The sequence below is a fragment of the Xanthomonas euvesicatoria pv. euvesicatoria genome (assembly GCF_020880415.1).
GTDB classification, from domain to species: Bacteria; Pseudomonadota; Gammaproteobacteria; order Xanthomonadales; family Xanthomonadaceae; genus Xanthomonas; species Xanthomonas euvesicatoria.
This window is the reverse complement of the sequence record NZ_JAJIUJ010000057.1, coordinates 1-13444: the sequence shown is the minus strand read 5'-3', so window position 1 is coordinate 13444 and position 13444 is coordinate 1. Positions and strand designations below refer to the sequence as shown.

Genomic DNA, 13444 nt, shown 5'->3' with positions numbered 1-13444 from the left:
CTGACGCCACAGTCGGCAAAACACTACGCCCTCTTTTGTACAGGGGGCTGCCAACATGCAACAGGTCATCACCGCGGATCGTGGGCTTGCGCTCGCGCTCGATAGCGCCAACGAGTCGACATCGACCACCTGTCTGGCGGTCTCGCGGCTCGGCAGCATCCGTACCAACGCAGCGACATTCACCTTGTGGATACAGCTACGCGGACGCGCATGGGTGGAATCCAAGGAGGGCCGCTTTCGTCTGCGTGCCGGCGACTGGATCGCCTTCGACAAGGATTCCCATCCCACCGTGCAGGCAGATCGCAGCGCGCTATGCGTGGGCGTCGGTCTGGATGGCGAGAGCCTGCAGTCGCTTGCCGAACTAACCGATGCCACGCTGTATCCCGGCCGCGCCCAGTTGTCGCGCAGCGATCTGCGCATCGCCTTGCGCCTGTGGCGCAGTGCCGCCGCACAAAGCGGCAGTGCGTCCGCGCGGCCGTTGCTGTTGCACCTGGCCGCGATGCAACGCGATTTTATTGCGCAGGAACAGCGTTGCCCGGGCCGCTCGCGCAGCCGTCGGCGTCAGGTGTTTGGGCGTATGCAGCGTGCACGGCTGTACCTGGAAGGCAACAGCGACCGCGTGGTGCGCATCAGCGAACTGGCGCAGCTGACCAACTTTTCCAGTTGGTACGTCTCCAAGACGTTTCAGAGTTTGTACGAAGAAAGCCCGCAGGCGCTGTCCGCACGCTTGCGTCTGGAACGTGCATCCGATTTGTTGCGCGATACCTCGATGATGATCGGCGAGGTTGCAGCCGCAAGCGGCTTCGACAATTGCTGCAGCTTCGCGCGTGCGTTTCGTGCGCGCTTCGGTGTCTCCGCATCGCACTACCGCGACCAAACGGCAAATCCGCCAGATTCGGCAAAGCCACGTAACGTGACGCGCAAAGCGACGGCATTCACGCAATCGTAATTTGCACAGGGGCGCTTAACGCGCCACTAACGAACCCTGGAGAGATTGATGAACCTTCGCACCTCCGCAGTGCGGCTGGGCCTGTTGCCCGCCGGTATTGCGATCGCGTTGACGCCGGCTTTTGCCGCCGCACAAGAGTCGACCACCACGCTTGACCGTATCGAGATCACCGGCTCGCGCATCCGCAGCGCCGACGTCGAAACGCAGCAGCCGATTTTGACCCTTGATCGTCAAGCGCTGGAAAAGCAGGGCCTGACGTCTGTTGCCGATGTGCTGCAGAACCTGACCTCCGCCGGCTCCCCGGCCATCTCGCGTGCCGACGCGCTGTCGTCCGGCGAAGACGTTGGCGGTTACTACGTCGACCTGCGCAACCTCGGCGCGCAGCGTACGTTGGTGCTGGTGAACGGTAAGCGTCTGGGTGCGTCGACCTCCGGTCTGCAGGATCTCAGCCAGATTCCGATGTCGGCAATCGAGCGTATTGAAGTGCTGAAGGACGGCGCCTCGTCCATCTACGGCTCCGACGCAATCGCCGGTGTGGTCAACGTCATCACGCGTAAGCGTTTCGACGGCGCTGAAGCCAGCGTGCAGTTCGGCCAGTTCGGCCAGGGCGACGGCGACACCACGCAGTACTCCTTCACTGTTGGCTCGCAGGGCGAGCGCGGTGGCGTGACGCTGTCTGCCGAATATTCCAAGCAGGACCCGGTATTCGCCAAGAACCGCTGGTTCAGCCGCGATGGTTCGCGCGGTCCCAACTCGACCCCCAACAGCTGGAGCCCCATCAGCCAGAACGGTTCGTGGTGCAATCCGCTGCAGGTGGACTGCGATGATCCGGACACCGCGGTGTGGCAGACGCTCAATGCCGGCGGCAACCCGAACAACCCGGCCGACTATCACCCGATCACGCCGGCCGAGTACGCCAACTCGAACCAGCAGATGATGGTGCAGACCGGTATCGAGCGGAAGTCGGTATTTGCAAACGTCAACTACGACGTTGCCGATGCCATCACCTTCAACGCCGATATTGCCTACAACGAGCGCACGACCGACGGGCAGATCGCGGGCTACCCGTATCAGTCCGGTTCCTTCGGCACTCCGCTGGAAGGCAGCAGCGCATTCAATCCGATCGGCCAGGATGTCGACTTCCGTCGTCGTCTTTGGGAAGTGCCGCGTGCCAGCGAAAACCAGCTCAAGACCCTGCGCTTCGCGCCGACCTTGAGTGGCTACTTCGACATCGGCGGCAAGACCTGGGATTGGGATGTGGGTGCGTTGTGGAACCGCAACGAGAACACCAAGCGTAGCCGTGGCGACATGAGCCTCATCGCGTCGCGTCAGGCGCTGGGCCCGTCCTTCATCAACGGCCAGGGCGTTGCGCAGTGCGGTACCGCTGCAGATCCGATCTCGCTGTCGGCCTGCCGTCCGTGGAATCCGCTGCTGCCGTACAACGTTGCAGGTCAGGGCTCGCTTGCCGACCCGGCGCTGCAGGAATTCCTGTTCCCGACCTTCACCGATACCGGTCTGACCAAGACCACCAGCTTCACCGCAAACCTGTCCGGTTCGGTGGTTGAGCTGCCGGCTGGCGATCTGGGCGTTGCGGTGGGCTACGAACACCGTAAGGAAGAAGGTCGCTTCTCTCCGGATGCGTTTGCGCAGTCGGGCGAAAGCACCGGTCTGGGTGCCAAGACCACGCAGGGCCAGTACTCGCTGGACGAGGTCTACCTCGAATTGAATGTTCCGCTCCTGAGCGATGTCGCCTTCGCCAAGGAACTGACCTTCAACGCTGCAACGCGTTACTCGGACTACAGCAACTTCGGTAACACGCTGAACTCGAAGTTCGGCCTGACCTGGCGTCCGCTGGAAGACCTGCTGGTGCGTGCGACGTATGCGGAAGGTTTCCGTGCGCCCACCATCAGCGACCTGTACGGCGGCCTGAGCAGCAGCTTCGAGGATTACATCGATCCTTGCGGCGTCGGCGCCCCCAACAGCGTCAACGGCAACGCGGCCTGCACCAACGCTGGCGTGCCGCTGGGCTACACCCAGCTCGGCCAGGGCTTCGTGCCTTGCACGACCTATCCGTGCCAGACGCCTGATGAATTCATCAGCGGCGCCAACCCGAACCTGAAGCCGGAAACCTCCACGAGCAAGACCGCCGGTCTGGTCTGGAGCCCGCGTTGGGTGCAGGGTCTGGACATCTCGCTGGATTGGTACCGCTACGAGATCAACGACATGATCATCGCCGATAGCGTCGACCGCATCCTGCGCGACTGCTATGTGCTCGGCGACGCTGAACGTTGCGCCAATGTCACACGTGCAGCCGATGGTCACATCTCGGCGATGAGCTACGGCGTGGCCAACCTCGGTCAGATGGAAACCGAAGGCTACGACCTTGGTGTGAAGTACCGCCTGCCGGAAACGGCCATCGGTTCCTTCACCTTCGACTGGCAGACCAGCTACGTCAGCAAGTACGACGAAGCCGGCCAGGACAGCGCAGGCAACGCCATCATGATTGGCCGTGTCGGCGAGCCGGGCATCTTCCGCGTGCGTTCGAACGTTGGCGTGAACTGGTCGCTGGGTGATTTCGGCGTCAACTACACCCTGCGTTACTACTCGGGCATGAAGGAAAGCTGCATCACGCTGGCCGAAGGCTATTGCGATGCGCCGGACCATATCGCCAACGGCGAGTCCGACCCGCTGCGTCACACCGGCGCCAACACCTTCCACGACCTGCAGGTCAACTGGAAGGCGCCGTGGGACGCCACGATCGCACTCGGCGCGAACAATGTGTTCGATCACCGCGGTCCGCTGCAGTACTCGGCACCGAACAGCAGCTTTGCCTACTACGGCGGCTTCGAAATCGGTCGTTTCATGTACATGAAGTACACCCAGCGCTTCTGATTCATCGACGCGCGTAGTAAATGAAAGACGGGCCGCAAGGCCCGTCTTTTTTTATGCAGTGCCCTGTTGCGATGAGGCAATGCGCATGCGGCGCGTGATTTAGATGCGAAGTCATCGCTGCGCGACTCAAGCGGTGCGGCAGTTCCGCGAAAAACGCGCGCAGGATGTGGAAGTTGCTCAGCGACTCCGCTCGCAAAGAACTGCAGTCTTTCTTCTCGGGCAGCTTCCACAGCGCCTGAGCGCATTGTCTGCCTGTAGTGCGGTGCGCTTGGGGTGAGTGCCGTGACACATCGCCCAGACCAAGGCTTGCAACGCGCGGCCCTGGCGCAACGGCCCCATGCAGGGCGGTCGAAGAAACGGCATAAAAAAAACGCGGCCTTGGCCGCGCTTTTTTCGGGATGCCGCATGTGAGTGACTTACGCCTCGGCAAGCCCCAGCAACGTATCGGCCTGTTCGCGCCAGCTCGGCAGGCGGGCGATGACGCCGACCTTGGTCAGGTACTCTTCGTCCACGCTTTCGCCGCTGGCCAATGCCGTGGCGACATGCACTGCGCCGGTGACCCAGAAGCTGCGCATGCTGGAACGCAGCGGATGGCGATGGAAGGCCACCGCTTCGATGATGGGCATCGGCAAGCCCCACAGGCCGAGCAGGTAGGCGCCGGCTTCGGTGTGACCCAGGCGTTCGTCGCCACCTTCGGCCGGCGCCTCGCGCTCGTCGCGTACGCCCGGCAGCAGCAAGCCGATGTCGGCCAGCAGTGCGGCGGTGGAACCGAGTTCTGCGCTGGTCGGCGGAAGCACCTTGGCCGCCAGGCGCGAAGAGAGCAGGGCGCGGCGCTGCATCGCGTTGCGCTCGGCCGGCGTAAGCGTCTGGACCGAAAACACTTCGCTGGCCAGCACCAGGTCGCGCAGCGTCGCCACGCCCAGGCGGGTCACCGCCGTGCGCAGGTCGGTGATGCTGCGGCCACCGGAAAAGAACGCCGAATTGCACAATTGCAGCACTTTCGCTGCGATCGCCGGGTCGCCGGCGATCAGCTTGGCGATATCGGCCGCGTCGGCGCCGTCGTCCTCTTCCAGCGCATGCATCAGGCTCAGGTACAAATGCGGGGGCGAGGGCAGCTTTTCGATCCGCCCGATCGCCGCGCGCAGGCGCGGATTGCTGAGCAGCTCGCGCAGTTCCTCCAGGCTGGTAACCGCTTCGAGCAGCACTTCGGGCGCCAGCGGCATCGGCAAGAAGCGATGCGCCACGCCGATGATGCGGGCCGGCGGCGTGCGCTGGCCGCCTTGCGCATCGATCAACGCAATACGAATGGTGTCCGGGCGCAGCGTGCGGATTTGCCCCAGCAAGGTGGCGGCAGTCAGGTCCGGCAGGACCGGGGCAACGATGACGGCGTCGAACGGCGACAGCGCGGCAGCTTCGATCGCCGAATTGCCATCGGCCACCTGCTGCGCCTGCCACTGGTCGCCCAGGTCGGCGACGTAGTCGACAAGGTCGGACGGAAGACTGGCTTCGTCCCCAACAAACAGAATACGCAAGACACTTCCCCAGAAGTCACCGGTGACAGACACCGGCCAAACGCTTTCGGCAATGTACCCAATCTGCCGACTGCGGTCACCGGGATCACGCCAGAAGCGTGATCCCGATCGCCCCCTACACGCAGGGCAGCATCACGATCGATGGATCAGGGTGCGTCGGAATTGTAGCGTTCCACCGATTCGGTCAGGATGCGCTTGGCCTCGGCCGCGCCGCCCCAGCCGTCCAGCTTGACCCACTTGCCCTTCTCCAAGTCCTTGTAATGCTCGAAGAAGTGGCCGATACGTTCCATCCAGTGGCTGGACACCTGGTTGATGTCTTCGATGTGCGCGTAACCGGAGAAGATCTTCTCGATCGGCACAGCCAGGATCTTTTCGTCGCTGCCGGCCTCGTCGCTCATGCGCAGCACGCCCACCGGACGGCAGCGCACCACCGAGCCCGGCACCAATGGCAAGGGCAGCACCACCAGCACGTCGGCCGGGTCGCCATCGCCGCACAGGGTGTTGGGCACGTAGCCATAGTTGCAGGGATACCGCATCGGGGTCGACAGGATGCGGTCGACGAAGATCGCCCCGCTGGCCTTGTCGACTTCGTACTTGACCGGCTCCGAATCCTTGGGGATCTCGATGACGACGTTGATTTCTTCCGGCAGATTCTTGCCAGAGGTGACCAGTTCAAGGCCCATGCGGGTAGCTCCGAGGCGTCAGCAGTGTGTGGAGCGCGATTCTACGCGTTCGGCTGTTGCGCTGCAGCGACACTGAATGGGCAATGTCCTGACCGCTGCGTGCGGCATAGCCCGCGTTCATCGCGGGTGGCTGCCTGATCGTTGCGGCCCGGCCGGAGGCGCACGCTGCAGGCTCATCCACCGCATAGGAATTGCCCATGTCCAGGCTTGCGCGTTTGCTGGTTCTCCTGCTGCTGTCCCTTACCGCCCAGTTCGCTGCCGCCGCGACGCCTCCGCCCACCTTCGTGGATGCGGTGGACTGGCCCGCCAATGGCGAGGGCTGGGAGGCGTTCATCGATCTGGAGCAGCGGCTGGACCGCGATTTCGACAATATCTGCGGCGACACCTTTTGTGGCGGCGACTTCAGCGACTACCAGCCGCTGCGCTTCCGCTGCTCGGTGCATCGCGTCACCGGGGTGGTGCGGAGCTGCATCTGGACCTTCGGCGCCAGTGAGGTCAGCGTCGACCCGCGTAGCGGTTACTTGCGGTCGGACAGCCGGGTGTGGCGCTGCACGGCACCGTTGAAGGCCGGTACCCGCCTGGATGAGATGTATCGCACGCTTGCGGTGGCCAATCCGCTGTTCAAGCCACTGCCGAGCGGCGCACCGCCGATCTATGACGGCCTGATCGGCTGCCTGTGATCGTAGGCCGGGCGGGACGGGGGCTTGCCGGCACAGGCCAGCCCCTTCTGCCTGATGGCGCCATCTTCTTATCGACGATGGGGGCCGCCAGCGGGCCCCGGCGCGATGCCGATCCTGAGCTGGGAAGGGCAAATGCCCCGGCCCGGCGACGCCTTATTGGCCCGGTCCCTATGCCCCAGTTGCCGCTTTCCGCAGTGACGGGTTCGGACCTGCCGCGACGCGTTCGGTCGGTCGGCTGCTTCCCGACCTCATGACCGCAGGTCACGTGACCTGCGGTCATCGCAGCGTTACAGCAGGGGCACGAGCAACAAGGCCACGATGTTGATGATTTTGATCAACGGGTTGATCGCCGGCCCCGCGGTGTCCTTGTACGGGTCACCGACCGTGTCCCCGGTGATCGCAGCCTTGTGCGCCTCGCTGCCTTTCCCGCCGAAGTGGCCGTCCTCGATGTATTTCTTGGCGTTGTCCCACGCGCCGCCGCCAGTGGTCATCGAAATCGCCAGGAACAAACCAGTGACAATCGTGCCGATCAACAAGCCACCCAGTGCACGCGGGCCCAGTAGCAACCCGACAATGATCGGAACCACCACCGGCAGCAGCGAAGGCACGATCATTTCGCCAATCGCCGAGCGGGTCAGCATGTCGACGGCGCGGTCGTACTGCGGCTTGGCGGTGCCGGCCATGATGCCGGGAAGTTCGCGGAACTGGCGGCGCACCTCTTCCACCACGGCGCCCGCGGCGCGGCCGACCGCTTCCATCGCCATCGCGCCGAAGAGATAGGGAATCAGCCCGCCAATCAGCAGCCCGATGATCACCGTGTGGTCGGATAGATCGAAGGCGTACACCTGGTCGGGATTGGCCGCCTGCAGGTTGTGCGTGTAGTCGGCAAACAGCACCAGCGCCGCCAGCGCCGCCGATCCGATCGCGTAGCCCTTGGTCACTGCCTTGGTGGTGTTGCCCACCGCGTCCAGCGGGTCGGTAATGTTGCGGACCTCGGGAGGGAGCTCGGCCATCTCGGCGATGCCGCCGGCGTTATCGGTAATCGGTCCATACGCATCCAGCGCAACGATCATGCCGGCCATCGACAGCATGGCCGTTGCTGCAATCGCAATGCCGTACAAGCCGCCGAAGTGAAACGCACCCCAGATTGCTGCGCAGACCGCGATCACCGGCAGCGCGGTAGATTTCATCGAAATACCGAGCCCTGCGATGATGTTGGTGCCGTGCCCCGTGGTACTGGCCGATGCAACATGCTGCACCGGGGTGTACTGCGTGCCGGTGTAATACTCGGTAATCCACACGATCAGGCCGGTGAGCACCAGGCCGATCAGTGCGCAGGCGTACAACGCCGCGGCGCCGTGGGTGTTGTCGCGCATCAGCGATTGGGTGATGGGCCAGTAAGCCAACGCCGCCAGCACGCCCGACACGATCACGCCTTTGTAAAGCGCACCCATGATCGAACCGCCACCTTTGACCTTGACGAAGGCCGCGCCCACGATCGAAGCGATGATCGATACTCCGCCGAGCACCAACGGATAGAGCACGGCATACGGACCAGTTTCGGCCAGCGTCAGACTGCCGAGCAGCATCGTGGCGATCACGGTGACTGCGTAGGTTTCGAACAGATCGGCGGCCATGCCGGCACAGTCGCCCACATTGTCGCCGACATTGTCCGCAATCACTGCCGGATTGCGTGGATCGTCCTCGGGAATGCCGGCCTCGACCTTGCCGACGAGATCGGCGCCCACATCTGCGCCCTTGGTGAAAATTCCGCCACCCAGGCGCGCAAAGATCGAGATCAACGACGACCCGAATGCCAAGCCCACCAAGGCATGCAGGTTCTGCTCCAGTGGCAGCCCCATACCCTGCAGCACAGCAAAGTAGCCGGCCACGCCGAGCAGCCCGAGGCCGACCACCAGCATGCCGGTGATCGCGCCGCCGCGGAACGCCACATCCATCGCCCTGCCGATGCCATGCCGCGCCGCCTCGGCGGTGCGGACATTGGCGCGCACCGAGACGTTCATGCCGATATAGCCGGCTAACCCGGACAACACCGCACCCAGTGCAAACCCGATCGCGGTGTACCAACTCAGGAACAGCCCGACCAACACGAACAGCACTGCCCCAGCAACCGAAATGGTGAGGTATTGCCGGTTGAGATAGGCACGCGCGCCTTCCTGGATCGCGGCGGCGATCTCCTGCATGCGTGCATTGCCGCTCGGCTGCGCGACCACCCAGCGCGCCGACACGATTCCATAGACGATTGCCAAGACAGCACAACCCAGCGCAAGCCACAACCCATAGTGTTCCAGCATGACCCCTCCCAAGAGAATGGATGTCGTCCGGTCGGGACGAACCAAGGGCGATGCACACAACGAGTGGACTGACGAATACGGACTCGACGGCCGCCTGGGCCGTAATGCGCGTCGCGAATGTTCAGGTGGCCGGATCGCGACCGAGTATGCGCCGCGCCGTGCGTGGCGACCAGCGTTATGGCTTTGGCGCGTCGTTCAGTTGCGGCGTGACAGCCTGCGGCCAACGTAATTCGGTCGACCCAGGAGTGTCCATGTCCCACCATGCTGCGCAAAAATACGCCGCGATGCTCGCAACGCTGTTGCTGACCAGCCAAGCGTTTGCGGCCGATCCCACGCCCGAACTCAAGCCGCGCGCACCCGGCACCGCGCAAGCGGTCGGCGCCGTGCACACCTTGCGTCAGATCCCGGAAGCCTGCGCACGACTGGAAGGCGTGTTTACCGGAAATGCTGCACAGCCGTATACATTGTCGGTGGTCCGCAGCAGCCCCACCTGTCAACCACGCGCACGCTTCGTGGATTTCGCCAAGGCCGCGCCCAGTGTCGCCTCGGGCTGGATCTTCAACGATGTGATCCGCGTGCCAAGTGCAGCCTGCCCGTCACAGCAAGCGGTGGTACGCGTATGGCGCAAGCCGGTGGATGCCAAGCCGCAGCTCGATGGCCAGGGCCAGTCGCGCATCTATCTGGAAGACGCCAAGCAACAAGCCGCTGCCGGCAAGATCCCGCAGGTGCCCATGTTCGCTGCGCAGATGACGGTGGAAGGCAAGGCGTGTCAGTAGAGAGCGGCGAGCAAGCTCGCCTCATAGCACTCAGGGCGATGCGGCGAGTTCTGATGTTTGGCAAGCACCACTTCCATGTTCCAATACTGTTCGTCGTCTGTATCTCAGGCCAGGCTCCTGGAGCATATTGCTGACATCGTCGTTTTTGATCAGCCATCGTTCTAGATCACGCGCGCCGGTGTCGGTTTGGTCATCTCCGGCTGCGTCCGTTGTGTATCCGGTGCGTGCAACTGTTGCTGGCCCCCTTGCAACGGCGGTGCCTCTGCCACCAGATCCACCTTGGCCCGGAAGCCCGGGGTGTTGCCGACGATCCAGGCGTTGCCGTCCTGCACGGTGACGCTGCGCAGCTGGTCGACGTTGACGATGCCTGCACGTTTAGCCTCGACGGTGGCATGCATGGCGACGGCATCGGAGGTGCCCTGCGGCAGTTTGCTGTGGATGGACCGGTACAGCGGATCATTGGACATGGCCGCCGCGCCCGAATCCATGCAGTGCGCTGGGGTATTGCCCAGAGGCAGCTTCCAGCCAGGAGCCACATAGACCGGCTTGTCTTCGCGCTCCATGCGCTGCTGCGTTTCCTTCCAGCGCTCGGCTGCCATCTCCGCCGCGCCAGCACCGGGGGCTAGGGTATCGCGCAACTGATTGATGCCATCGATTACGTTTATGGACTGCAAGTGGCGTGATGCCAGGGTCAGGCCGCCCCGCAGCATTGCAACATCGTCGCGATACTTGTCGATCATTGGCGCATATTGCTGTGCCAACTGCTGCGATTTAGGATCTTCTAGCACCGAGCGATCTGGTTTGCCGTTACCATCGACGGGTAGGAAGTTGTGGATGCGGTGTGAGTCACCGAGCGGGATGGCTACAGCTGGATTGCGCGCATCCAACACGCTGGGGGTATTTTCGTAGCCAGCTTGTTTAAGCAGGGCGATCTCTTGAGACGAAGCATAGACCTTCACTTGGCCGTAGTGCTTGCTGGCAGCACTGACCGCATCGCCAGCCATCACATGATTGATCACATCGGTGCCGCCTTCGGGGATACGTCGGTCCAGGCTGACCGCGCCGTAGGCGTTGAAGGTCTCGCCTTTCAGGCCGTAGTGATGTGCCGTGACTTGCGCCAAGTCGCCGCCAAGCGAGTGGCCGGTGACGGTGACTTCGGGCGTATGCCCGTCACGCGTGCCTTGACGCTCAGCTATCTGCATTGCATGTCGGGTGAGTTCAATTGCATCGGCAGCTTGGTAGTTGTGACGAGCTGCGACCATGCCGCCATCGGCGTAGGCACCATCTTGTTTGGGTTGACGATCAAATTCGGTGCCGCGATGGGCGACAATAATTTCACTCGTATCTATGCGCTGATAGATGATGCCTTGATAGCCCGAAGGTGTGTCAATGTATTCGAGCCGTTTATACAAAATGCCGCCTATATTTGCCGTTTGACTATCCTCACCCGTTTCGTCTGGCTTTCTATAAACATCGCTTGCCAGCTCAGCATATTGTTGTGCGGTCAGCTTCATAATGCGTCCTTTCTGGCAATCAGAGTCACTTTGAACAGCTGTTTGCGTAAATCTTCCTTAAATTGAGTCGGGTCTGAGTGACCTGAGTCGGGGTAGTTGTCCATCTCATCTTTAGGATATCCGCCTGACCAGAAATAGGTCGTAGTCGGGAGGCCGCTCGATATTTTATCTTTGTATAGACCTGGCTGAAACCGTGTTTCTTCGTTCTTCCCTGTTGCCTTTAACGAAACATCCACGCTAGTGAGTTCCCACCGGCAGACGCCCTTGCCATAGTAGTCCGCATCAATCATGCCATCGGCATAGATCGTCGCAACGTAGGTGGATGCATCGCGCTTTTCAAAATTGATTGGAATGCCGTGTTCATCAGACTTGTTCCACACGCCGGCAATGGGCTCGATTGGCGTGCATTGCCTGTGGTTGGTCATCTGGTAGAACGCCGTGCCCGAGATCCATTCAAACGGACCCGGCGCATCCTCGATCGTCATCGTTAGCCGGTACGCCTGCATCGGATGCGGGTTCTTCTGGTAAGTCGGATCGCTGCTCGTCGCGTCTGCTTTTGAGGATGGCGTAGTCATTGGTTGGCATCCTGCAACGAGGAGGGGCATGAGGAGGAAAATGAAACGGCCGATAATCTTGGGAGCCATTGGAGATGCCTCTGCTGCATGCACGCATTGCGCGATAGAAGATGCGGAGTTTTTGGCTCTAATTGAGGTGATGCGCATTATACTTGACATCGTATCAGCGCGTATTAGCAAGATCCGCAGAAATTCAAGAGTGCACTTGCAAATAAGCGGTCCGCATGAGCCATGACTGCCTGCAAGGCTACGCGAAATTAATACACTAGAAGCCAACTATTACCGGTACCTAGCTCAGATTTTCGGGTCGTATGCGACAGGGTAGAAGCGCGCAAACATCTGAGCAGACACTGCGTTGAGCCGGCAAAAGTTCCTAACTGTAACCGTTCCGGTGGCTGGCCAACAGGGAGCAGTAGTCGGCCGGCAGACCTAGCTTTGAGAAATGCCCGCAGTAAAGCCTCTAGTTAAAATATTGATCAATAAGCTTTGAATATAGGCTCCGAGCATGCCTCATAGATAATCTTGCACTCCACTCCTGGCGTGGATCTATTTTCAATTCTGCACCTTTCCAAAGCGACATTACTTGCTTCCATGGTAGTGCCCGCACCGACAAAATTCGAAAGGCCACTTGAAAATGGTTTCCCGTTAACTTTTGGCTCAGCGATAGCAGCGCATTGATTTTTGTAGGCAAGCCCAATCTGGCAGTTTTTTTCGCCATGGGAGGCGCAACGATTCAGTGCATCCTTTTCAGCCTCAGATTTCGACAGCTTGCCAGTAGTTACGCCGTAGCTAAAAACAGAGTCGACAGACCCCATCGCTATAGCTCCCCACGTTTTTATCCATTTACCACTTGGGCGAGATTGCTGTTCGGTCGAATTTCCTTGCGGAATTGGTGCGCACGCAGCTACACCTTGGCCGCCAATAGGATACTGGCCCGGCGGACAGCCCTACTCCGCCTTAGCAATATTCGCTGTCCAAAGCGTGGAAAAAATCAATGCCCAGCCCAATTTCATAAATACCTCAATTCGACTCAAGTCAGCCGACTGGCGCCCTGATTAGCGACACCTCTAGAACCACTACCCTCTTGAGGCGGAGGTGCTTGCGGAGTGCCGGAAACCCTCTGATCCGCTGAACCTAGAGATGATGGCGGTGTAACTGAATTATCTTTAGGAGCCTGTTGCGGCATATACGACCCAGCCGGCTGCCCCTGCGGGCCAGGGGATGCCGCATTATTAAACGCTGTGTAAGTGAGGAACGTGCCCATATTGCCCTGCCATAGCGCGGCGGCAATGGTGGGGACGGTGATGATGAGCATCGTCATGATCAGTCCGATACCGCCTTGCTGTAGCGCCTGGCTGGACAAGCCTTCGGCATTGCCGAATGGAATGAATTTGACCGCCCAGTAGGCGGCGGCCACCTTGGCGGTGAACTTGAGCACCATGGCCGTGACCACCGACAGCATCGACATCGAGAACAAGGTGCCGATGACGTAGAACAGCCACTTCTTGAACAGGTCCTTGGTCTGGTC

Annotated in this window: 11 protein-coding genes; 4 read left to right on the top strand and 7 right to left on the bottom strand. The window is 61.2% G+C overall.

Going from position 1 to position 13444, the window contains the following annotated elements; all coding sequences use genetic code 11:
- Positions 1-55 precede the first annotated feature (55 nt).
- Both LN450_RS10380 and LN450_RS10375 read left to right on the top strand, forming a co-directional pair.
- Positions 56-949 (top strand): helix-turn-helix domain-containing protein, encoded by an 894-nt coding sequence (locus LN450_RS10380; RefSeq protein ID WP_011348512.1) that lies wholly within the window; start codon positions 56-58, stop codon positions 947-949.
- 48 nt (positions 950-997) lie between these two features.
- Positions 998-3841, top strand: a complete 2844-nt coding sequence (locus tag LN450_RS10375; RefSeq protein ID WP_008573719.1) for a TonB-dependent receptor plug domain-containing protein — start codon at positions 998-1000, stop codon at positions 3839-3841.
- Between the two features lie 416 nt (positions 3842-4257).
- Here LN450_RS10375 and LN450_RS10370 read toward each other — a convergent pair whose 3' ends face one another.
- A complete protein-coding gene (locus LN450_RS10370; protein WP_029820216.1) occupies positions 4258-5406 on the bottom strand; it encodes an HDOD domain-containing protein in 1149 nt (382 codons plus the stop codon).
- Positions 5407-5519: 113 nt separating this feature from the next.
- Entirely contained in the window at positions 5520-6056 is a 537-nt protein-coding gene (ppa, locus tag LN450_RS10365; protein ID WP_005911986.1) for an inorganic diphosphatase, read from the bottom strand.
- Between the two features lie 197 nt (positions 6057-6253).
- Here ppa and LN450_RS10360 point away from each other — a divergent pair, with 197 nt between their 5' ends.
- Complete coding sequence (locus tag LN450_RS10360) at positions 6254-6736, top strand: hypothetical protein (RefSeq protein ID WP_011348511.1); 483 nt, start codon at positions 6254-6256, stop codon at positions 6734-6736.
- A gap of 287 nt (positions 6737-7023) precedes the next feature.
- On the opposite strand, the gene LN450_RS10355 is transcribed toward LN450_RS10360, so the two are convergent.
- Entirely contained in the window at positions 7024-9051 is a 2028-nt protein-coding gene (locus LN450_RS10355) for a sodium-translocating pyrophosphatase (RefSeq protein WP_011348510.1), read from the bottom strand.
- Positions 9052-9302: 251 nt separating this feature from the next.
- Between LN450_RS10355 and LN450_RS10350 the strand changes: the two genes are divergently transcribed.
- On the top strand, positions 9303-9827 hold the full coding sequence (locus LN450_RS10350; RefSeq protein ID WP_011348509.1) for a hypothetical protein: 525 nt from the start codon (positions 9303-9305) through the stop codon (positions 9825-9827).
- Positions 9828-9988: 161 nt separating this feature from the next.
- Here the strand turns inward: LN450_RS10350 and LN450_RS10345 are convergent, their stop codons facing one another.
- The 4 genes from LN450_RS10345 to LN450_RS10330 form a co-directional block, all read right to left on the bottom strand.
- Entirely contained in the window at positions 9989-11341 is a 1353-nt protein-coding gene (locus LN450_RS10345; RefSeq protein ID WP_011348508.1) for a Tle-like phospholipase domain-containing protein, read from the bottom strand.
- A complete protein-coding gene (locus tag LN450_RS10340) occupies positions 11338-11985 on the bottom strand; it encodes a hypothetical protein (RefSeq protein ID WP_011348507.1) in 648 nt (215 codons plus the stop codon). Before LN450_RS10340 ends, LN450_RS10345 begins: the two co-directional genes overlap by 4 nt.
- Before the next feature lie 407 nt (positions 11986-12392).
- Complete coding sequence (locus LN450_RS10335; RefSeq protein ID WP_258292578.1) at positions 12393-12737, bottom strand: DUF4189 domain-containing protein; 345 nt, start codon at positions 12735-12737, stop codon at positions 12393-12395.
- A gap of 209 nt (positions 12738-12946) precedes the next feature.
- Positions 12947-13444, bottom strand: a 498-nt coding sequence (locus tag LN450_RS10330) for a type IV secretion system protein (protein WP_228885061.1), incomplete at its 5' end; no start/stop codon positions are given.

Coding starts and splice junctions, on each gene's coding strand:
- LN450_RS10380 (WP_011348512.1), top strand. CDS start 56: ATGCAACAGGTCATCACCGCGGATCGTGGGCTTGCGCTCGCGCTCGAT.
- LN450_RS10375 (WP_008573719.1), top strand. CDS start 998: ATGAACCTTCGCACCTCCGCAGTGCGGCTGGGCCTGTTGCCCGCCGGT.
- ppa (WP_005911986.1), bottom strand. CDS start 6,056: ATGGGCCTTGAACTGGTCACCTCTGGCAAGAATCTGCCGGAAGAAATC.
- LN450_RS10360 (WP_011348511.1), top strand. CDS start 6,254: ATGTCCAGGCTTGCGCGTTTGCTGGTTCTCCTGCTGCTGTCCCTTACC.
- LN450_RS10355 (WP_011348510.1), bottom strand. CDS start 9,051: ATGCTGGAACACTATGGGTTGTGGCTTGCGCTGGGTTGTGCTGTCTTG.
- LN450_RS10350 (WP_011348509.1), top strand. CDS start 9,303: ATGTCCCACCATGCTGCGCAAAAATACGCCGCGATGCTCGCAACGCTG.
- LN450_RS10345 (WP_011348508.1), bottom strand. CDS start 11,341: ATGAAGCTGACCGCACAACAATATGCTGAGCTGGCAAGCGATGTTTAT.
- LN450_RS10340 (WP_011348507.1), bottom strand. CDS start 11,985: ATGGCTCCCAAGATTATCGGCCGTTTCATTTTCCTCCTCATGCCCCTC.